This window comes from Pseudoxanthomonas sangjuensis (genome assembly GCF_010211755.1).
GTDB classification, from domain to species: domain Bacteria; phylum Pseudomonadota; class Gammaproteobacteria; order Xanthomonadales; family Xanthomonadaceae; genus Pseudoxanthomonas_A; species Pseudoxanthomonas_A sangjuensis.
In genome coordinates, this window is sequence record NZ_PDWR01000002.1 from 22,482 (window position 1) to 43,461 (window position 20,980).

Annotated in this window: 14 protein-coding genes and 1 tRNA gene; 2 read left to right on the forward strand and 13 right to left on the reverse strand. The window is 68.2% G+C overall.

Annotation, left to right across the window (positions count from 1 at the left end):
* Positions 1-3 precede the first annotated feature (3 nt).
* From tilS to dnaE, 6 genes are all read right to left on the reverse strand, one after another.
* Entirely contained in the window at positions 4-1,308 is a 1,305-nt protein-coding gene (gene tilS / locus CSC71_RS01110; protein WP_162372503.1) for a tRNA lysidine(34) synthetase TilS, read from the reverse strand.
* A 137-nt stretch (positions 1,309-1,445) separates the two neighbouring features.
* The gene (locus CSC71_RS01115; protein ID WP_162372504.1) at positions 1,446-1,631 is read right to left on the reverse strand and encodes a hypothetical protein; all 186 of its coding nucleotides are present in this window, start codon (positions 1,629-1,631) and stop codon (positions 1,446-1,448) included.
* 127 nt (positions 1,632-1,758) lie between these two features.
* Entirely contained in the window at positions 1,759-2,508 is a 750-nt protein-coding gene (locus CSC71_RS01120; RefSeq protein ID WP_162372505.1) for a tetratricopeptide repeat protein, read from the reverse strand.
* A 27-nt stretch (positions 2,509-2,535) separates the two neighbouring features.
* The gene (locus CSC71_RS01125) at positions 2,536-3,495 is read right to left on the reverse strand and encodes an acetyl-CoA carboxylase carboxyltransferase subunit alpha (protein WP_162372506.1); all 960 of its coding nucleotides are present in this window, start codon (positions 3,493-3,495) and stop codon (positions 2,536-2,538) included.
* A gap of 123 nt (positions 3,496-3,618) precedes the next feature.
* On the reverse strand, positions 3,619-5,529 hold the full coding sequence (locus CSC71_RS01130) for a M61 family metallopeptidase (RefSeq protein ID WP_162372507.1): 1,911 nt from the start codon (positions 5,527-5,529) through the stop codon (positions 3,619-3,621).
* Between the two features lie 106 nt (positions 5,530-5,635).
* Positions 5,636-9,214, reverse strand: coding sequence for a DNA polymerase III subunit alpha (gene dnaE / locus CSC71_RS01135; RefSeq protein ID WP_162372508.1), 3,579 nt, complete (start codon positions 9,212-9,214; stop codon positions 5,636-5,638).
* Positions 9,215-9,446: 232 nt separating this feature from the next.
* On the opposite strand from dnaE, the gene CSC71_RS01140 reads away from it, so the two are divergent.
* Positions 9,447-9,523, forward strand: a tRNA-Arg gene (locus tag CSC71_RS01140).
* 34 nt (positions 9,524-9,557) lie between these two features.
* On the opposite strand, the gene CSC71_RS01145 is transcribed toward CSC71_RS01140, so the two are convergent.
* The 3 genes from CSC71_RS01145 to CSC71_RS01155 form a co-directional block, all read right to left on the reverse strand.
* Positions 9,558-11,168, reverse strand: a complete 1,611-nt coding sequence (locus tag CSC71_RS01145) for an MFS transporter (RefSeq protein ID WP_162372509.1) — start codon at positions 11,166-11,168, stop codon at positions 9,558-9,560.
* A 124-nt stretch (positions 11,169-11,292) separates the two neighbouring features.
* Positions 11,293-12,816, reverse strand: a complete 1,524-nt coding sequence (locus CSC71_RS01150; protein ID WP_281351915.1) for a tryptophan halogenase family protein — start codon at positions 12,814-12,816, stop codon at positions 11,293-11,295.
* A gap of 212 nt (positions 12,817-13,028) precedes the next feature.
* A complete protein-coding gene (locus CSC71_RS01155; RefSeq protein WP_162372510.1) occupies positions 13,029-16,127 on the reverse strand; it encodes a TonB-dependent receptor in 3,099 nt (1,032 codons plus the stop codon).
* Positions 16,128-16,733: 606 nt separating this feature from the next.
* On the opposite strand from CSC71_RS01155, the gene CSC71_RS01160 reads away from it, so the two are divergent.
* A complete protein-coding gene (locus CSC71_RS01160; protein ID WP_246191912.1) occupies positions 16,734-18,758 on the forward strand; it encodes a galactose-binding domain-containing protein in 2,025 nt (674 codons plus the stop codon).
* A gap of 51 nt (positions 18,759-18,809) precedes the next feature.
* Here the strand turns inward: CSC71_RS01160 and CSC71_RS01165 are convergent, their stop codons facing one another.
* The 4 genes from CSC71_RS01165 to CSC71_RS01180 form a co-directional block, all read right to left on the reverse strand.
* Entirely contained in the window at positions 18,810-19,046 is a 237-nt protein-coding gene (locus CSC71_RS01165) for a hypothetical protein (RefSeq protein WP_162372511.1), read from the reverse strand.
* A gap of 92 nt (positions 19,047-19,138) precedes the next feature.
* Positions 19,139-19,594, reverse strand: coding sequence for an azurin (gene azu, locus CSC71_RS01170; protein ID WP_162372512.1), 456 nt, complete (start codon positions 19,592-19,594; stop codon positions 19,139-19,141).
* A gap of 44 nt (positions 19,595-19,638) precedes the next feature.
* Positions 19,639-20,217 (reverse strand): SCO family protein, encoded by a 579-nt coding sequence (locus CSC71_RS01175; protein ID WP_162372513.1) that lies wholly within the window; start codon positions 20,215-20,217, stop codon positions 19,639-19,641.
* Positions 20,214-20,978: a formylglycine-generating enzyme family protein gene (locus CSC71_RS01180; RefSeq protein WP_162372514.1), complete on the reverse strand. Its 765-nt coding sequence runs from the start codon at positions 20,976-20,978 to the stop codon at positions 20,214-20,216. The genes CSC71_RS01175 and CSC71_RS01180 overlap by 4 nt, the downstream gene beginning before the upstream one ends.
* Between the last annotated feature and the right edge of the window lie 2 nt (positions 20,979-20,980).

The following is a 20,980-nucleotide window of genomic DNA, read 5'->3' on the forward strand; positions in this document are numbered from 1 at the left end:
AGTTTAATCGAAAGGCGCGGGCGCGGCCTCGCGCCAGACCAGCCGGGCATCGCGTTCCTTCAGCCAGGTATCCAGGCGGGCCGAGAGGATCGCGTCGCCGGCGGCCAGTAGCTCGCCGTCGGTGGTGGACAACAGCGGCATGACTTCGCGCGTCCAGGTGGGCACGCCGCGCTCCTGCAGCAGCTTCTTCAACTCGCTCGCGTGCCCGCGTCCCGGTAGCGCGATGCGTTCGCCGCCGCGGCGCGCGTGCGCGCGCACCGGCACGGGCAAAGCGTCGGCGCCTTCCAGCGCCAGCCAGCCGCCGTCGGGCAGCAGCAGCGGCAGGCGGCCGTCCCACTCCTGCGACCATTTCGGAGGCAAGGGCGTGCGCGTCCATTCCGCGCGCAGCAGGTCGCGCCAGCGGCGGATGCTGGCCCCGCTCCAGTCGAAGCGCGCTTCGGCGTCGTCCGGCGCGGGCAGGATTTCGGTCTCGATGCGCTCGATGCCGTTGGCCGGCAGCGGCGGCAGTTCCAGCCCGTCGATCCAGCGCCGCAGCACGCGCGAACGCCGCGCGGTCGGCAGCGCGAGCAAGGCGGGGACCGACAGCTCGTGCGGGTCCGGGGGGGCCGCGGCCGCAAGCGCGTGCGCGTCTTCGTGCGCCAGCAGGTCGGCGGCTTCGGCGTTCAGCGCGGCGCTGCGGGCGAAGGCGGCGGCGGCCTGCGGCCAGCGCTGGCGCAGCAGCGGCATGACCTCGTTGCGCAGGAAGTTGCGGTCGAAGTCGCGGTCGGCGTTGCTCGGGTCCTCGATCCACGACAGGCGGTTCCGTTGCGCATGGTCGAGCAATTCGGAGCGCGGCGTGTCGAGCAGCGGCCGCCAGTGCCAGCCCCCGGCGAATCGGCGCCACGGCCGCATCGCCGCGAGCCCGTCGGGGCCGGAGGCGCGCAATGCGCGCAGCAGGAAGGTTTCGGCCTGGTCGTCGCGGTGGTGCGCGGTGACCAGTACTTCCCCTTCGCCCATCGCATCGGCGATGGCGCGATAGCGTGCGTGGCGCGCGGCGGCTTCGGGGCCGCGGCCGGATTCGCGGTCGACTTCGACGCGGAGGGCGGCCAGCGGGATCTCCAGCGCGTCGCAGAAACGCCGGCAGTGCGCCGCCCAATCGTCCGCATCCGCCTGCAGGCCGTGGTGGACGTGGACGGCGCGCAGGCCGCCGACGCGCAGGCTGGCGTCGGCGGCGAGCGCATGCAGCAGCACCGTCGAATCGAGGCCGCCGCTGAAGGCGACCAGCAGCGGCGGGTGTTTCGGCGCTTCGGGCGGAAGGGGTGACAGCATGCGGGAAGTCTAATCCGCCGCGGTCGGGAAGGTCCGGATCGCCAACCGCGTCCTGGCGGAAAATGGCGGCTTGGGTTTTCCGGAAGGCCGGGCGATGCGGCTTCGGCCGCCATGCATGTTTGTGCGCGGACGGAAAGCTAATGGACGGCGCGCAGGACGATCACCATGGCGGCGAGCCAGCAGACGGAAACGAACAGCGCCAGCACGATGTGCTGGCTCATGCCGTACCTGTGCTTGAAGAAGAAGTTGTAGACCAGCCCCGCCAGCAGCGGGACGACGAAAAGCGCGGTCGGCAACAGCCACCAACGTTCGAACAGGTCCATCGGGAGTCCCCTTGCCGGCAGCGCGGACGAAGTACCGGATGCCATCGTAGCGCCGGCGGGCCGGCCGCGACAGCGCCGTCCGGGCGCATCGCAATCGGGGAACCCGCGCCGCGCGCACGGGCCGGATTCACGTCCCGAGCGCGGACAGCTCCTGGCGTGCGGCTTCGATCCAGTCGCGCTGTTCGCGCTGGTAGTACCTGGGCGCGACCGCCGAGCGGGCGAGGATTTCCTTGAACAACTCGGCCGCCCTGGCCGTGTCGCCGTTGCGCTTCAGCAGTTGGCCGTAGCGCAGGCGCGCCTCTTCGCCGGGGTAGCCCTGGACGACGGCTTCGTATTCGTGCAGCGCGGCCGCGACGTCGCCCGTGCCCTCGACCGCCTTCGCGTAGAGCAGGTGGCCTTCCTTGGAGCGGAAATCCGGATTGGCCGCGATCAGCGCATCCAGCGTTTCCCGCGCTTGCCGCGGCTGGCCCAGGCCGTATTGCGCCTTGGCCAGGCCCAGCATCAGGTCGGGATCGGTGGCGTACAGGCCTTTCAGCGCGCCCTGGTACAACTCGGCGGCGCGCCGGTAATCGCCGTGGCGCAGGCTTTCGGCAGCCAGCTCGCGGCGGTTCGCCTGGGTGTCGGACAACTGCAGGTTCTGTTCCGCGCGCCGCTTGTCGCGTTGCGGGTCGAGCGCGTTGCGCACCTTGCGCGCGACCTTGCGCGAGCCGGGGCCGTTGCGCAGGTCGGGCAGGATCTCGGCGATGAAGTAGATCAGCACCGCGAGATAGGAGAACAGCAGCAGGATGAAGATCCAGTACAGCGGCCTGCCCGTCCGCACCACGTGCACGCAGCAGGCGATCTGCAGGATGAAGGAGAGGATCAGGATCGGGCTCATCGGATCGGCCTGTCCGCGGGACGCCGCTTACGCCGCTTCGTAGGCCCCGTACCCGCGCAGGCGCTGGTAGCGCCTTTCCAGCAGTTCCCCGACCGGAATCCGCTCCAGCGCGTCCAGCTCGTTCAGCAGCACCGCCTTCAGGCGCGTGGCCATCTGCCGCGGGTTGCGGTGCGCGCCGCCGATCGGTTCGCGCACGACCTTGTCGACCAGGTTCAGTTCCTTCAGGCGCGGTGCGGTCAGGCCCAGCTGCTCGGCCGCGTCCTTGGCCTTGCCCGCGTCCTTCCACAGGATCGAGGCGCAGCCCTCCGGCGAAATCACCGAGTAGGTGCTGTATTCGAGCATGATCGTGCGGTCGCCGACGCCGATCGCCAGCGCGCCGCCGCTGCCGCCTTCGCCGATCACGGTGCAGACCACCGGGATCTTCAGTTCGGCCATCTCCAGCAGGTTGCGCGCGATCGCCTCGGACTGGCCGCGTTCTTCCGCGCCGATGCCGGGGTAGGCGCCGGGCGTGTCGATGAAGGTCAGCAGCGGCAGCTTGAAGCGCTCGGCCATCTTCATCAGGCGCAGCGCCTTGCGGTAGCCCTCGGGGCGCGGCATGCCGAAGTTGCGCGCGATCTTGCTCTTGGTGTCGCGGCCCTTCTGGTGGCCGATGATCATCACCGGACGGCTGTCGATGCGGCCGAGGCCGCCGACGATCGCCTTGTCGTCGGCGTAGGCACGGTCGCCGGCGAGTTCCTGGAACTCGTCGCAGAACACCTTGATGTAGTCCAGCGTGTACGGGCGCATCGGGTGGCGCGCCAGCTGCGATACCTGCCACGGGGTCAGGTCGCGGAAGATCTGCGCGGTGCGCTTGCGCAGCTTGTCCTGCAGCGCGGCGACTTCGGTGTCGACGTTGACCGCCGGGCCGGCGCTGGCCCCGCGCAACTCCTGGATCTTGGTGTCCAGGTCGGCGATGGGCTGCTCGAAATCGAGGTAGTTGGGGTTCATCTGCGGGCGGAAGGCCGGAAAGACGGGAATTCTAGCCGATGCCGTGTCGTTCGCCCGTACGCCCGGGTAGGGCGATGCGGGGAGTGGGAACGGCTTCCCACTCCCCGCCGCCAGCCGGCTCGCTCACTTGCGCGCGGTGAAGATCGGCGTCAGGTAGTCCGGCGTGCCTTCGATGCGCTCCAGGTGCGGGTAGCGCAGGCCGTCGTGGTAGTCGATTTCGACCGTGCGGTAGCGGTTGAACTCCTTGATCATCAGCCGGATCGGTGCCTTGTCGGTCTTCGCCGCCTTGACCGCTTCCTCCAGCACGTCCTTGCCGTATTCGATGTCGTTGACCGCGACGATCTGCGTACCGCTGCCGATGCCGGCGTTGAAGGCCGGGCCGTCCCAGCGCACGTCGCCGACCTTGCCGTCCTTGCCGATGCTCAGGCCCAGCGAATAGGTGAAGTCGGCGGTGCCGGCGCCGCGGCCGCCCTTGGCCTGCGCCTTGGCGTAGGCGCTGGGCGTGTCCTTGTAGAACAGTTTCCAGCCGGCGGCCTCGATGCCGCCGGTCAGGCCGGTCTTGCCGTCGAGGCGGTCGCGCAGGAAGGTCGCCCAGTCGTATTCCAGCACGCCGTTCAGCGTGGCGACCACGTCCTCGAAGGTGTAGGTGTTCGGCGCCTTCCACTTGCCGTCGTCGACGCCGAAGAACGCCCTGGCGAAATCGTCCAGCGACTTCCTGCCCCTGGTCTCCGCGCGGATCAGCGCATCGGCCTCCAGCCAGATCATCTGCCCGGCCTGGTAGTAGTCCTCGCTCATCTGGTAGTTGCGGTACGCGCGCGGCGCGCGTCTGGCGATGATCGGGTCGTTGGTGGTGTCCTGCACGTTGCGCCAGCCCATGCCGGGGCGGTTGTCGGCATAGGTCGCGGCGACCAGCGCCAGCGCGTCGCGCGAAGCGTCGAGCGGGCGCATGCCGGAGCGCGCGGCCAGCACGTTGCCCCAGTACTGGGTCTGGCCTTCGTAGACCCACAGCAGGCTGTCCCGCATCGGCACGTTGAGGTTCGGCGTCCACAGGTCGGCGCCGCGGCGGTACTTGCCGTTCCACGAGTGGGTGAACTCGTGCGCGAGCAGGTCGGAGAAGCCGGCCTTCTTGTCCCACTCGGTGAAATAGCCGGTGCCGACGCCGTTTTCGCTGCTGCGCTGGTGTTCCAGGCCGTTGCCGCTCATCTGGCCCGACAGCGAGAACAGGAACTGGTAATGGTCGTAGTGTTGCGCGCCGTACAGTTTCAGCGTCTGCGCGACCATCGTCTTGTGGATGTCGATCTGTTCCTGCGTGGCTTCGAGGTACTTGGGCGCGTCGGCGACGACGCCCAGCCTCACCGGCACCTTGCTGCCGGCCGGGGTCAGGTCGATCTGCCTGGCGTACTTGCCGGCGAATATCGGCGAGTCGACGTAGATGTCGAAGTTCACGTCCTCGTAATCGACCGTATCGCCGTTGCGGCCCTGCTCGTGCATCGCGGTGAACGCGGTCCAGCCGGCGGGATAGGTGATGCGCGGGTCGAACACGATCTGGCTGCCGTAGTGGCCGGCCGGGTACAGCACGGCGGCAATCGTCTTCAGGTTGAGCATGTTCGGCGCCATCGCCACGCCGCCCTGCGAGCCGTCGGTGGGCGTGAGGTAGTCGAACTCGGCGGTGATCTCGGCCACGCCGTCGGGCACGGCGATATGGAAGGCGTTGACGTCGAGGGTGTCGCGCTTCCATTCGAGCTTCCGGCCATTCGCCTTGAACACGATGCCGGCGATCTTGTCGATCGGGTTGCGCGGCGAATGCCCGCCCGGCACCCATTTCGGATACAGCAGCACCAGCTCGCCCGGCTTCACCGGGATGGTTTCCTTCACCTTGAAGATGCGCTGGGACAGGTTGGTGGCGTCGATCTCGATCCTGATCGTGCCCGGCGCGTACGGCACGTCCTGCGGCTCGGGAATCGCGGCCTGCGCGGCGAAGGGGAGGGAGAGGGCGGTCAGCAGCGACCAGGCAAGGCGGTTGCGACGGGGCATGGCGGCTCCGGGAGAGGTGGGCGTCGGGAGGTACGGCGGAATCCCGAGTCTCGCCGTCCGGCGGCGGGGGCGCATATGCCGATGGTCAGGGTCGATGCGACGGCGGTCAGGCCCAGGGCCGGTCGAAGTTGATCCTGACCGCGCGCACGCCCGGATGGGCGCGCAGCGCGTCGAGCAACCCGGCGTCGACGCGCACGGATTTCTCGCCATTGAGCTGCAGCCGGCCGCTGACCCCGCCCTTCGGCGTGGCCAGCAGCAGTTCCAGCAGCAACGGGGTGCCGCCGGGGCGGTTGCGCGACAGCAGCGCGTCCACGCGCTGCCACAGGCCGGGTTCGCGCAGGTCCAGGCGCAGCGACAGGCGGCGCGCGTTTTCCGCGCACAGCTTCTCGTAGTCCCAGCACTCGCGCAGGCGCAGGCTGAAGCCGCCGGCGAATTCGTCCTCGCGCATGCCGCCGCGCACCACCAGGATGCGGTCGCGGACCAGCAGGTGGCTGAATTCGGCGGCGGCGTCGGAGAACGCGCTGCATTCGATCCGCCCGCGGCTGTCCTCGAGCACCACCACCACCTGGCTGTCGCCGCGGCGGCGCACGTCGACCACCTGCCCGGCCAGCACCACGTTCACTTCCGGGCGCCAGCCCTTCCTGGCGCTTTCCGGCTGCGACGACCACAGCTTTTCCAGGTCGCCGAGGTCGTGGCCGAGCAGGCCGCGCAGGTCCTCGGCATGCGGGTCCATCGGATGCCCGCTGAGGTAGAAGCCCAGCGTGTCGCGCTCGCCGGCCAGCTTCTGCGCCAGCGGCCATTCCGCGGTTTCCGGCAGTTCGACGTGGATGTCGCCGCCGCCGCTGCTGGCGCCGAACATGTCGACGATGCCGGCGCTGCGGTTGCGGTTGAGCTGGTCGACCGCCTTCATCGCCTCGGGGATCTGCAGCATCAGCGAAGCGCGGTTCCTGCCGATGGCGTCGAGCGCGCCGGCGTTGACCAGCGCCTCCAGCGCGCGCTTGTTGAGCTTGGTCGAATCGACGCGCTTGCAGAAGTCGAGCATGTCGCGGAACGCACCGCCGTCGCGGCGCGCCTCGACGATCGCTTCGCACACGCCCTGGCCGACGCCCTTCACCGCGCCGAGTCCGTAGCGGACGGTCTTCGCATCGGTGGCGACGAACATGAAATCCGAGTGGTTCACGTCCGGCGGCAACACGTCGAGGCCAAGGCCCCGCGCTTCGTCGAGGAAGCCGACCACCTTGTCGGTCTTGTCCATGTCCGACGACAGCGTCGCGGCCATGAACTCGGCCGGGTAGTGCTTCTTCAGCCACGCGGTCTGGTAGGCGACCAGCGAGTACGCGGCGGCGTGCGACTTGTTGAAGCCGTAGCCGGCGAACTTCTCCATCAGGTCGAAGATCTCGTCGGCCTTGGCCTGGCCCACGCCGCCCTTCTCCGCGCCCTCGCGGAAGATTTCGCGGTGCTTGGCCATCTCGGCCGGGATCTTCTTGCCCATCGCGCGGCGCAGCAGGTCGGCGCCGCCCAGCGTGTAGCCGCCGACGATCTGCGCCATCTGCATGACCTGCTCCTGGTAGACCATGATGCCGTAGGTCTCTTCGAGCATGCCGCGGGTGCGCGGGTCGGGGTATTCGAATTCCTCGGTGCCGTGCTTGCGCGCCACGAACGACGGGATCATCTCCATCGGGCCGGGGCGATAGAGCGCGTTGAGGGCGATCAGGTCCTCGAAGCGGTCGGGCTTCGCGTCTTTCAGCGCGCGGCGCATGCCCGCCGATTCGAACTGGAACACCGAGCCGGTGTTGCCGTTGGCGAAGACGTCGCGGTACACGCTGGCGTCGTCCAGCGGGATCGCGGTGATGTCGACAGGCTCCTTGCCTTCCTTGGCGCGCCGCGCGTTGATCGCCTTCACCGCCCAGTCGATGATGGTCAGCGTGCGCAGGCCGAGGAAGTCGAACTTGACCAGGCCGACCGCCTCGACGTCGTCCTTGTCGAACTGGGTGACCGGGTTCTTGCCGAGCGTGCCGGTGTCGTGTTCGGCGAACAGCGGGCAGAAGTCCGACAGCGGCGACGGCGCGATCACCACGCCGCCGGCATGCTTGCCGGCGTTGCGGGTCAGGTCTTCCAGCTGCAGCGCAAGGTCGATCAGGTCGCGGACGTCGTCCTCGGCGTCGTAGCGTTCCTTCAGCTCGGCGACGACGCGGTCGGGTTCCTTCTGCGCGCGCTTGCTGGTGCCGATGGCGTCTTCCAGTGTCACCGGATCGGCCGGCTGCAGCGGAATGAGCTTGGCCAGCCCGTCGACGAAGGTGTACGAGAGGCCGAGCACGCGGCCGGCGTCGCGCAGCACCGCCTTCGCCGCCATCGTGCCGTAGGTGATGATCTGGCTGACGCGGTCGCGGCCGTACTTGCGCGCGACGTAGTCGATCACCTCGTCGCGGCGGTCCATGCAGAAGTCGATGTCGAAGTCGGGCATCGACACGCGTTCCGGGTTCAGGAAGCGCTCGAACAGCAGGTTGTACGGCAGCGGGTCGAGGTCGGTGATCTGCAGCGCCCACGCCACCAGCGAACCGGCGCCGGAGCCGCGGCCGGGGCCGATCGGGATGCCGTGCTGCTTGCCCCACTGGATGAAGTCGGCCACGATCAGGAAGTAGCCGGGGAAACCCATCTTGATGATGGTGTCCAGTTCGAACTCGAGGCGCGCGAAATAGTCTTCGCGGGTCTTGCCCGGCGCCAGCGGGTTCCTCTCGAGGCGCGCTTCGAGGCCGGCGCGCGACTGGCTGCGGATCCACGAGTCGAGCGTTTCGTCGTCCGGCACCGGGTACGCCGGCAGGTAGTAGGTGCCCAGCTGCATCTCGACGTTGCAGCGCTGCGCCAGCGCCCAGGTGTTGTCGATCGCGTCGGGCACGTCGGCGAACAGCTGCGCCATCTCTTCCGCCGACTTCAGGTATTGCTCGGGGCTGTAATCGCGCGGGCGCCGCGGGTCGTCGAGCACGCGCCCGGAAGCGATGCACACGCGCGCCTCGTGCGCCTCGAAGCCCTCCTTGTCGAGGAAGCGCACGTCGTTGCTGGCGACCACCGGCAGGCCGCGCTTGCCGGCGACGTGCAGGGCGAAGTTGTTGAACGCTTCCTCGCCTTCGCGGCCGGTGCGGGTCAGCTCGAGGTGCAGGTTGTCGCCGAACGCGCGCTGCAGTTCGACCAGCTGCGCCTCGGCCAGGTCGTGGCGGCCGCCGGCGGCGAGGCGGCCGGCCAGGCTGTGGCGGCCGGCGATGGCGAACAGGCCGGCATGGTCGTCGCGCAGCCATTCCGGGTCGATCGCGACGCCATCGCCGCGCTGGCCCTCCATCCACGCGCGGGTCAGCAGCCGCGACAGGCTCAGGTAGCCGTCGCGGTCGCGGCACAGCAGGGTCAGCAGCGACGGCGCGTCGCCGCCGTCGGCGACCATCACGTCGGCGCCGGCGATCGGCTTGATGCCGACGCCCTCGGCGGCCTTGTAGAACTTGACCAGCGCGAACAGGTTGTTGCGGTCGGTCACCGCCAGCGCCGGCAACCGCAGTTCGACCGCGCGGCTGAGCAGGTTGGGCCGGTCGCCGGCCTTCTCCGGGCGCGCGTAGTCCGGCTTCTCGGGCACGCGGATGGTCGAATCCGCCAGCGAGAACTCGGTGTGCAGGTGCAGGTGGATGAAGCGGGAGGGCATGGCGATCCGTGCTTAGCGGACGCCCTCGAGGCGTCCGCTGCATTCGCGTGCGCCCGGCCAAGGATGGTCGGGCCGGAGGTTCCGAAGGAGTCGCGGCTGCGCCATGGATGGCATCGGCGATGGTCGTGGTGTTGCAGGGTAGCCCGGGGGTGGGGGGCGGGCAAGGCTTGACAGCCGCCGCGGCAGGTTCCGCCGGACCCGCGCCGCGCCACCGGCTACAATGTGCGGCATTGGCCCCGTAGCTCAGCTGGATAGAGCGTCCCCCTCCTAAGGGGAAGGTCGTGCGTTCGAATCGCGCCGGGGCCGCCATTTTCGATGGCGCGGCGCGCGGCCGGGCGTGGATTCACTTCGCTAGCGTGCTCTGGATTTCTTCCAGCCGGCGGCCGCGGGTTTCGATGCCGGCGCGCAGCAGCAGCGCCGCGGCGATCCCCATCGGCACGGCGATCAGCAGGGCGGACAGGGCGAAATGCTCGAAGAAGCCGGCGACGCCGAGCCCCGCGCCGAGGATGCCGCCGGCCTTGGAGCTGGCCGCGATCACGCCGGCGCCGGTGCCGCGCAACTGCACCGGATAGATTTCGGCAGCGTAGGGAATCAGCATCGCGATCACGCCGCTGGTGCTGACCAGCAACGCGGCGACCGCGGCGGTGGTCAGCGCCGGCGTGCGCAGCTGCAGCCAGCCGATCGCGGCGAAACCGAGCAGCGACAGCGCGCTCAGGGCGATGAACAGCACCAGCGACTTCACCGAACTCCAGCGCTGGTACAGCCAGACCACCAGCGCGATGCCCGGGATCGCGTAGACCGCGCCCTTTGCGAGCAAGGCGCTCGCCGCCTTCGGGTCCACGCCCAGCTGGGTCAGGTTCACCGGCAACCACAGCAGGAAGCCGAAGTTCGCCAGTCCCCATGCCAGGCCGCAGACCAGCAGGCCCCAGCTGATGCTGGCGTGGCGGCCGCGCCGCCACGCGCGCAGGCCGCGCACCGCATGCGGGGCGGCGATCTCCGGCGCGCCCGGGTGGGTCGCGTCGTCGGCCTCGATGGCGCGGTCGGACACCGCGTCGCCGGCGAACTTGCGCAGCACCGCGCGCGCCTGGTCGTGCAGGCCTGCGTTCGAGAGGAAACGCGGCGATTCGGGGATGAAGCGGTTGAGGAACAGGATGATCGCGCCGGTGGGCAGGTTCAGCAGCCACAGCACGCGCCAGCTGAACAGCGGTTCCAGCGTCGCCGCGGCGCCGGCGGCGAGCAGGTAGCCGGCCGAGGTGCCGACGCCGCCGAGCGCGACCAGCAGCCAGCCGCGGTGCGCGGCCGGCACCGTTTCGGCCATCAGCGTGAACGCGACCGGCAGCAGGCCGCCGGCGGACGCGCCCATCAGGAAGCACATCGCCAGGTTCCAGCCGAACTCCGGCATCGCGCCGCAGATCGCGGTGCCCATGAACATCAGCGCCGAAAGCAGGATGCCCGCGCGCCGGCCGAACGCGTCCGCGAGCCAGCCCCAGGCGACCGATCCGATGGTGGTGCCGACCAGCGCGACCAGCGCCAGCAGGCCCGCGGTCGGCTTGGTGATGTCGTATTCGTGGCTCATGCCCGGCACCACGAAGCCGAGCGTCGCCGGCTTCATCACGTCGATGGCGAGCGCGGCCACCAGCACCAGCACCAGCACCCAGTGCGCGCGGTTCAGCGGCACGCCGTCGGCGATGTGGAAGTGCACGCGCCCGCCTTGCAGGGTCTGCCGCATCTGCGCCAGCCGCGGCATCAGCCCGTAGGTGGACAGCAGCACGCCGAGCGGTATCGCCGCCATGCCGGCGAGCATCCAGCCGTCCATCGCCATGCCGACCATCTGCCACCGGGTGTGCCGGCCCATCAGGAACATCGGCGCGTGCGCGAACACGCCGGCGGTCAGCAGTGCGCAACCCAGCCAGAAGGCAACCGGATGGTGGAAGGTGATGCCGTTGGGTTTCATGTCCGGTCCGGTGGCGCGATCAAGCCCATGATGCCATCCCGGGCAAGGCGCGGGATCCGCCTGTTCGCTCGCGTCGCGAGGAGCGAAGCGGGTCCCGCGTCGCCGCCGGGCGACACGCATGGGATCACATCGCCGGCGCCTTGCAGTTCCGGTCGATGAAGTCCTGGTGCGGAGGCATCGTCGCCACGCAACTGGCCACCACCTGGCGCACGCGCTCGACGAACTGCACCAGCTTGTCCTCGGGCATCTCGTCCACGATCGGGTGATAGCCGCGCGGCAGGATGCGCTGGCCCAGCATCACCTGCACCCAGCTGGGCAGGGCGAAGAAATCCTCGCCGTTGCGGAAATAGCGGCCGTCCATGCGGAACAGTTCCACCGTTTCGCGCAGCGCGTCGGGGATGGCCATCGTGCGGCAATGGTTCCAGAACGCGCTGTCGTCGCGCTCGGTGGCGTTGTAGTGCAGGACCAGGAAATCGCGCACGCGTTCGTGTTCGAACGCGGACTCGCGGTTGAAGCGCTCGGCCAGTACCGGCGCGAAATCGCGGTCCGGGAACAGGCCCAGCAGGCGCTGTATGCCCGATTGCGCCAGGTAGATGCTGGTGGATTCCAGCGGCTCCATGAAGCCGCCGGCCAGGCCCACCGCCACCACGTTCTTTTCCCAGAACTTCCTGCGCCGGCCGGGGGTGAAGCGCAGCAGGCGCGGGTCGGCCAGCGGCTTGCCGTCCAGGTTGGCCAGCAGGGTCGCGGCGGCTTCGTCGTCGCCGATGCAGCGGCTGGAATACACATAGCCGTTGCCGACGCGGTGCTGGGTGGGGATGCGCCATTGCCAGCCCGCCGCCTGCGCGGTGACGCGCGTGTACGGCGTCAGCGGCCCCGCGCTTTCGCTGGGCGCGACCATCGCGCGGTCGCAAGGCAGCCATTGGCTCCAGTCTTCGTAGCCGGTTTTCAGGGTCTGTTCGATCAGCAGGCCGCGGAAGCCGGAGCAATCGATGAACAGTTCGCCTTCGATGCGCTGGCCGTTTTCCAGCACCACCGCTTCGATGAAGCCGTCCTCGCCGCGCCGGACCACGTCGACGATCCTGCCCTCGGTACGCTGCGCGCCGCGTTGCTCGGCAAGCTGGCGCAGGTAGCGCGCGTACAGGCCCGCATCGAACTGGTAGCCGTAGGCGATGTCCGCCAGCGGCGAGCCCGGCGGGGCATCGGCCGGGCTGACCATGAACCTGTTCGTCGGCGCCGCCGCAGTGGGCAGCGAATACGCGCCGATGTCCGGCGCGCGCCCGGCCAGGAACAGCTTCAGCCAGTACTGGTGGAAAGGCAGCGGCCCCATCGAGCGGCCGATGACGCCGAAGCCGTGGACATAGCTGTCGCCGATGCGGCCCCAGTCGTTGAACTGGATGCCCAGCTTGAACGTGCCCTGGGTCTGCGCGACGAAGTCGGCTTCGCGGATGCCCAGCACCTGCGAATTGAAGGTCTTCATGTACGGCACGGTGGATTCGCCCACGCCGACGATGCCGATTTCCTCGGATTCGACCAGGCGGACGTTCGCCCCCTTGCCCAGGTACGTGGCCAGCGCCGCCGCCGCCATCCAGCCGGCGCTGCCGCCGCCCACGACGACGATGTTCCTGATCCGGTTGTCGTTGCCCGTCACTGCGATTACCCCGTTGTTCGTCGGCGCGCCGGATCCGGTGCCGGAAATTCCCGCGATGCACCGGCTTCCGACGATGGCGTCGCAGGCAACCGTGGCCGCCGCACGTGTTGTAGCGATGCAGAAAGAAAAACCGGCAACCGCCGCCTGTCAAGCGAGCGATTGCCGGGGAGAATGCCCCTTCGCGCCGTCGGGCACGAAGGGGCGAGGGGACCTCAGAACCTGTAGGTCAGGCCCAGGTACGCAACGCGGCCCGCATAACCGTTGGAGTAGAAGCGGTCCTCGGTGTCGTTGCCCAGGTGGGAACGCGTCTCTTCCTTGGTCAGGTTCAGCACCGAAGCGCTCAGGCTCAACGCCGGGGTGAAGTTGTACGCAGCGTTCAGGTCGATCTGCTGGTACGGCTCTTCGTACACGTTCAGGCCGTTGACCTGGCCCTGCACCACTTCGCCGCGGCGGTTGTACGAGGCGCGCAGCAACAGCTTCTCGTTCTCGTAGAACACGGTGAAGTTGGCCTGGTTCTTGGCGCTGCCGACCAGCGGCGATTCGCCGATCTCGGTGCCGTCTTCCAGGGTGATGGCCGCTTCGTTGGTGTCGTTGTAGGTGTAGTTGAACTGGAAGCCCAGGCCGAAGTCCAGCGTGTGCTGCGCGTAGAACTCCAGGCCCTGGGACACGCCATCGCGGCCGCCGGCCTTGGTCGAGTAGTTCTGCACGGTCACGGTCTGGCCGTCGATGACCATGTCGACGTCGTTGATCACCGGCACCGCGAAGTTGCTCACGTTCTTGCGGAACAGGTCCAGGCCCACGACCGAACCGGGGTGGAAGTACCACTCCAGGCCCAGGTCGTACTGCTCGGCCTTGTACGGCTGCAGGTTCTTGTTGCTGCCCGAACCGTACCAGCCCAGTTCGCCGGCGCCACCGGTCAGGCGGCGGTCGGCGACGTATTCGGGGCTGAAATACTCCAGGCTGCCGGGGCTGGCGATGTCGCCGTAGCTCGGGCGCGAAATCACCTTGGACGCGGCCGCGCGCAGCACCAGGTCGTCGGTCAGGTCGTAGGCCAGGTTGAAGCTCGGCAACACGTCGGTGTAGTTGCGGTCGACGTTGCTGACCACGAACGATTCCGGCTTCGCCACCCGGTCATGCAACCTCCAGAACCCTTCGCTGCCGCAGTACGTATCGGCGGGCGCGCCGGTGGGCATGGCATCGCCCTGCTGGCATGCCAGCGGGTTGCCGTCGGCGCCGTCGAAGAAGTAGTCGTTGTAGTTGATGACCTTGTCGGTCGAATCCGCGTGCTGCTTGGTGCTGGCGACGCGCACGCCGATGTTGCCGCGCAGGCGGTCGGTGCGGAAGTTGGCCTGCAGGTAGGTGGAGTAGATCTTCTCGTCGACGTTGTAGACGAAGTTGTCCTCGTTGCGGGTCTGCACGCCGCCGTAGGTCTGGTTCAGATAGGCAATGTAGGCCGGGTAGTCGATCGCCGGGAACGAGCTGGCGTTGATGCCGCCGGCCAGGTTGCCCAAGGCGTACAGGAAGTCCGGCGAGAACTGGGTGGCGAGGTCGTTGCAGCGGCCGGCCCAGAAGCGGTTGTCGTAGTCGCTCGGATCGGTGCCCGGGCACGCCCAGTAGGTGTTGCCGGTATTGCGGTGGATGCCGCCGTCGCGGGCCTTGACCCCGAACTGGATCGAATCCAGGAAGCCGCCGTCGGTGTGCCAGGTGCTGTCGATCTGGGCGTACTTCTGCTCGGTGGTGTTGTGGGTCCAGGACGAACCGGTCGAACCCAGGTCGACCTGCAGGATGCCGTTGGCCAGGTTCTGCATCAGTTCCGGCGAGAAGGTCATCGTCGGCGTGCCCGCCAGGTTCCACGAACTGGCGAAGTTGCCCAGGCTCCAGCTGCCGTCGGCGTTCTGGCGGCGCGGCTTCAGCGGCACCGTGAACTGCAGCGACGGGCCGCCTTCGGCCCAGGTGCGGCCGGCCTTGGCGGTGACGTCGACGGACTCGCCGCGCCATTCGAGCTCGAAGTCGGCCGTCTGCGAGCGCGCCTTCTGGATGTTGTAGCTGCCGGTGATCTGCGGCGTCGGCAGGGCGCAGTCGTCCGAACCCCAGCCGCCCGGGGGCAGGCCGGCGGCGGCGGCTTCTTCCTCGCTGCAGTAGTACGCCTTGCCGGCATGCACGCTGTAGTCGGCGCCGGTGACGATGGTGCCGCTCGGATCCATGGTCAGGCCGTCGAGCATGCGGCCGCCGGGCCAGTTGCCGTCGCCGAAGTAGCGGGCAATGCTCCATTCCGGGACCTTGATCGTGTGGGTCTGCGCGTCCTGCGACAGGTCGAAGCGGAAGTAGTTCGCGGTCAGGGTCAGGTTGTCGGTCGGCTTGAACTGGAAGGTCAGCTGGCCGCCCTTGCGCTCGCGCGCCTCCTCGGTGACGTTCTCGTTGACCGAGGTCGGCATCATGAAGCCGGTGTAGTAGTTGCCGTTCTGGTCCCAGAAGCCCGTGCCGCCCCACCAGTTCGAATTGAAGTTGGAGGGCTGGCCGTTGACGTCGACCGCATTGCCGCCTTCGTCGCGGCCATACCACTGCCAGCTCTCGGTGCTGGCGCCCATCGTGCGCGTCGTGCGCTTCTGCTGGGTGTAGCCGACGAACACGCCGAAGCGGTCGTCCTGGTCGTGCCACGAATACGAGCCGGAGAACTGGCCGTCGGTCTTCTTGGTGGTGTCGGCCCAGGTGCCTTCGGCGGAGACGAAGCCGCTGTTGGCTTCCGTTTCCAGCGGACGGCGGGTGTGCAGGATCACGGTGCCGCCGATGCCGCCTTCGTCGATGCGCGCTTCCGGCGTCTTGAACAGCTCGGCGCTGGACAGCATGTTCGACGGCAGCAGCGTGTAATTGAACGAACGGGTCGGGTCGCCGTTGGATTCGGCGGTGGCGATGTAGTTGCCGTTCAACTGGGTCAGGGTCAGTTCCGACGACAGGCCGCGCACGCTGACGTTCTTGCCTTCGCCGCCGCTGCGGCTGACGATCACGCCCGGCACGCGCTGCAGCGCATCGGCGACGTTCTTGTCGGGGAACTTGCCGACGTCCTCGGCGGTGATGACTTCGACGATCGCGTTGGCGTCGCGCTTCTGGTCGAGGCTCTTCTCGATCGCGTAGCGGTAGCCGGTGACGGTGATCGTGTCGAGCTGGGTGGCGTCCTGCGGGGCCTGCGCCTGCGCATCGGCGGCCGCTGCATCCTGTGCGAAGGCGGAAGCCGGCACCACGGTAGCGGTCAGTGCGAGGGCAATGGCGGCGTACAACGAATTGCGGGTATGCGCGTGTGGCGTGTGTTTCATTCCAATCTCCCTCTCTTGGATTGAATGGTGTGTGGATGCAACGAGAACTTGGATCGATCTAAAAAATGGACCGGGAATTTCCCCCAGGCACCTTTGCGACGATGACCCCACAGTTCGATCAAACCGATCCGGTCTTGGCTAAGGAACCCTCGACCGCGATCAGATTTCGATTTAGATCGATCTAATCAATCGGTGGCGGATTATTAGCACGATGCAATGCCCGGTGCATGCTGCCGCGCAGCATGGCAGGTCCGGGGAGGCCCGGGGGTTGCGCACAAATCTGCTGCGCCGCAGCGCGACCCGCCTGTTCAGGTTCGGATCCGACGACGTTTCCGGCGCGCCATCGGACCAGGGCATGGCGGTCGACCTTCGACAAGGGTCCGCGACAACGCTTTGATTTCATGGGAATCATTCGGGTGGACAGGGCGCGTTTGCGCATGTCGATTGGAAGTTTGGATCGATCTAAATCTTGACGCCATGATGCACCCGCCGAATGGTTCCCCGCAATGCCGCGCACCGGCAGGGACGGATGCAGGCCTGCATCCACTGTCGCCGCACGGCGCCAACCGCGCCGTCGGCCTTTCGCCAATCGGGGGTTCCTTCACCATGTTCGATCGATTCCGTTTTCGTGGTTGGGCCGCACCGGCCTTGCTGCTGGGCCTGTGCCTGTTGCCGTCGCACGCATCGGCCGATTCCGCCATCTATGGCGGCGGTCCGTTCTACGGCGGCGGCCAGGCGGTGATGGACGACCTGCGCGCGTCCGGCTTCACCACGGTGATCCTTTTCGGCGTGCACGTGCAAACCAACGGCGACCTGCATTACAACAACGAGCCGATCATTTCCAACGGCAGCTACATCGGCGATCCGGACTGGCCGGCGCGACTGGCCACGCTGAAGCAGGCGCCGACGTCGGTCGATCGCATCGAAGCGTCGATCGGCGGGTGGGGCACCGGCGATTTCGCGAACATCAAGAACCTGATCGCCGCGCAGGGCACCGGCCCGGGCAGCGTGCTGTACAAGAACTTCCAGCTGCTGAAGCAGATCACCGGCGCCGACGCGATCGACTTCGACGACGAAAGCACCTACGACCTGAATTCGTCCACCCAGTTCGGCAACATGCTGTGGGGCCTGGGCTATTCGATCACCCTGGCGCCGTACACCAACCAGAGCTACTGGGTGAACCTGAAGAACAACCTGGCGGGCAAGGTCGACGGCATCCACCTGCAGGTCTACGACGGCGGCGCAGGCAACGATCCGGCTTCCTGGTCGAACGCGCTGGGCATGACCGTCGATCCGGGCGTGTGGTCGAAGCACGGCAGCGGCTGCACCGCCGGCGACAGCCCTTCGTCGGTGCAGAACAAGATGCAGAACTGGAAGAATTCGGCCGGCATCGTCGGCGGCTTCATCTGGTTGTACGACGACATCCAGGCTTGCTGGTCGCAGGGCACCACCGCGCAGTACGCCGCGGCGATCAACAACGCGATCGCCGGTCCGCCGGTCGCAAGCTTCGGCTATGTCGTCGCGGCGGACGGACTGGACGTGAGCTTCACCGACTTTTCCTCGGACCCCGACGGCAGCATCGTCTCGCGCGACTGGGACTTCGGCGATGGCGCCACCTCGACGGAAACCAACCCGCTGCACGCTTACGCAGCGCCCGGCATCTACACGGTGACCTTGACGGTGACCGACAACGACGGCGAGTCGGCGAGCAAGAGCGACTCGGTCGTGGCCGGCCTGGTGAACCTGGCATTGAACAGGCCGGCGACGGGCGCGACCGCGTGCAACGGCAGCGAAACCCCGGACAAGGCGGTCAACGGCAGCGTCGACGGCGGCAACGGCGACAAGTTCTGCACGCTGGCCTCGTCGCAGTGGCTGCAGGTCGATCTGGGCGCGCTGCGGAACATCAACCAGTTCGTGATCAGGCACGCCGGCGCCGGCGGCGAATCCAGCGCCTGGAACACCCGGGCCTACAGCATCCGGGTGTCGTCCGACGGCAACGCCTGGAGCACGGCGGCCGCGACCAGCAGCAATGCCGCCGATGTCTCCAGCCATGCCATCGCGGAAACCGCCGCGCGCTACGTGAGGCTCGACATCGCCACGCCTTCGCAGGACGGCAGCAGCCCGGCCGGCCGCATCTACGAATTCGAAGTCTATGGTTCGGGGACGACGCCCCCGCCGCCGCCGACCGAGGTCAACCTGGCCCTGAACAGGCCGGCGACCGGCAGCAGCGCCTGCAGCGGCAGCGAAACGCCCGCCAAGGCGGTGAATGGCAGCGTGACCGGCGGCAACAGCGACAAGTTCTGTTCGCCGGGCGACAGCGGCGGCTTCTTCCAGCCGAAGAAGTACTGGCTGCAGGTGGACCTGGGCTCTTCGCAAAGCATCCGGCGCTTCGTGATCAAGCATGCCGGCGCGGGCGGCGAATCCACCGCGTGGAACACCAAGGCCTACAACATCCAGGTTTCGTCCAATGGCAGCAGCTGGGCCACGGTGGCCACGGTGAGCAACAACGGCGCCAGCACCACCAGCCACGACATCGCGCCGGTCGATGCGCGCTACGTGAAACTCAACATCACCACGCCGGCGCAGGACGGCAACGCGGCGGCGCGCATCTACGAGTTCGAGGTGTATTGAGCGGAACGCCCGCCCGAAGGCCGGGCCGTCGCCAGGGCAATGGCGGCGGCCTCAGCCGCCGCAACCGCCGCAGCACACGGAAGGAATCGGGTCGATGTCGGCCAGGGCGACGCGGTAGCCGGATCTGCCGAGGGCGTCGACGAGTTCGGCCGGCAGGGCGATGGTCATCACCCGCAGGCGGGAGAGGGCATCGATGTCGACGATGGCGGAAGGGTCGATTTCGCGCAGTGCCTCTTCGATCCGGGCGATGTCGGGCCGCGTATCGTTGATCCAGACATGGAATTCCATGGGGTCGCTCCTGGGTTCGGGGATGGCGCCGGTACCGTCGTGCCGCGCGTGCGCCGACGCATTGGGTCGGCGCACGCGCGGGCGGACCGGGATCACTTGGTGACGATGAGCTTGCCCTTCATCATCGTGTAGTGGCCGGGGAAGCTGCAGTAGAAGCTGTAGTCGCCGCCCGCCGTCAGCTTCTTGCCGGGGAAGGTGATCTTGGCCTTCTGGCCGCCGCCGATCAGCGTGGTCGCGGCGATCACCCGCGCGTCGCCCTTCGGCACGTAGTTGTTGGCGGCACCGGCCTTGACCGCGTCGCGGGAGATGCCGGCCATGTCGGCGGTGGTCGATACCACGACGTTGTGGCCCATCGCGGCGGCCGGCAGCTTGCCGGTGTGGGTCAGCTCGATGGTGATGGTGGGGCAGCTGGCCGAGACCGTCGCTTCCTTCAGGTCGAACTGCATGGCGTCGTTGCCCTTGAGGGCGACGGTGCAGTTGCCGGCGGCCTGGGCCATGCCGGCGGCGCCGAGCAGTGCGAGGGCGATCAGGGATTGTGCGAGTTTCATCGTGTACTCCTTGGTTGTGGGGTGAGGGAAATCGTTGCTTGGGTTCATTGCGGGTTCGCCAGCAGCGCCTTGACCTCGGCGACGAACGCCGGCTCGGCGGCGATGCCCGCGACTTCGGTGCGCGCGCGGACGACGCCGTCGGCATCCAGCAGCACCAGCACGCTGGTGTGGTTGATGCTACCGTCCTCGCGCGGGCGGTATTTCACGCCGAGCACGCTGGCGATGGCGCGCACGTCGTCCGGCCCGGGGCGCAGGAAGCGCCAGTCGGCCGGGGCGCGGTGCCGGCGCGCGGTTTCGTCCAGCACCGCTGCGGTATCGCGCGCGGGGTCCAGGGTCACCATGACCACGTCCAGCCGCGCGCGCTCGGCCGGCGGCAGTTGCGACTGCACGTTCTTCGCGCTTTCGATGATCAGCGGGCAGGTCATCCGGCATTGCGCGTAGAACATCGAGACCAGCTTCGGGCGCCCGCGCAGCTGCGCCCACTGCAGCGGCCGGCCATGCTGGTCGACGAGGCTGGCCTGCAGGTGGTACAGCGATTCGCCGGGCAGCGCCTGTGCCTGCGCGGCGGCGTGGCCAAGGCCGAGACCCAGGCCGATCAACAGGAAGAGGGCGGGGATTTTCATGGCTGGCTCCTAGCGCAGCGGAAACCGAGGTTGCCGAGGGTGGCTTGCGGCGGCAGCGCCGACAGCAGGATGAAGCGCTTGACCACGGCGTAGTCGGCGGAATCGTTGAAGGCCAGCGCGCTGGCGCCGCAATACTGCACGCGGTCGCCGTCGTCCTGGCCGCGGCGGTCGCCATCGCCGAGCAGCGAAGCGAAGTCGTCGCTCCATTCCCAGTTCGCGCCGTGCATGCCATACACGCCATAAGCGTTCGCCGGCGCGTCCTTGGCCGCATCCAGCGCGTGCGGCGTGCCGTCGTTGGCCCGGCGGGCGCGCCATTGCCGGTCGCCGCGCGCATCCTTGCGCGTCGCATCGGCCGCGGCCACGTACTCCCATTCCAGGAAGGTCGGCAGGCGCGCCTGCTGCGCGCGGCAATAGGCGTCGGCGGCGTACCAGTTCACGTGCACGACCGGGGCATCCGGATCGACGCCGGCGCCGGGCGCATCGGCCTGGAGCCAGTGGCCCAGGTAGCCGGGGCTGGAAAACACCTTCGGCACGCGGTCGCGCCGCCACTGCGGATGTTCCGCGACGAAGGCGGCGAAATCGGCGTTGCTGACCGGCCGTGCCATCAGCGAGAACGAGGCCACCGGCACCGTGCTGGCGGCCTCTTCGAAACGCACCGAGGAACGGAAATCCCCGCCCGCGATCACCCGGTATTCGCCGGCACCGGCGGCCAGCGCCGGTGCAAGGGCCAGGATGAAGCTCAGGAGCAGTTTCCGTTCCATGG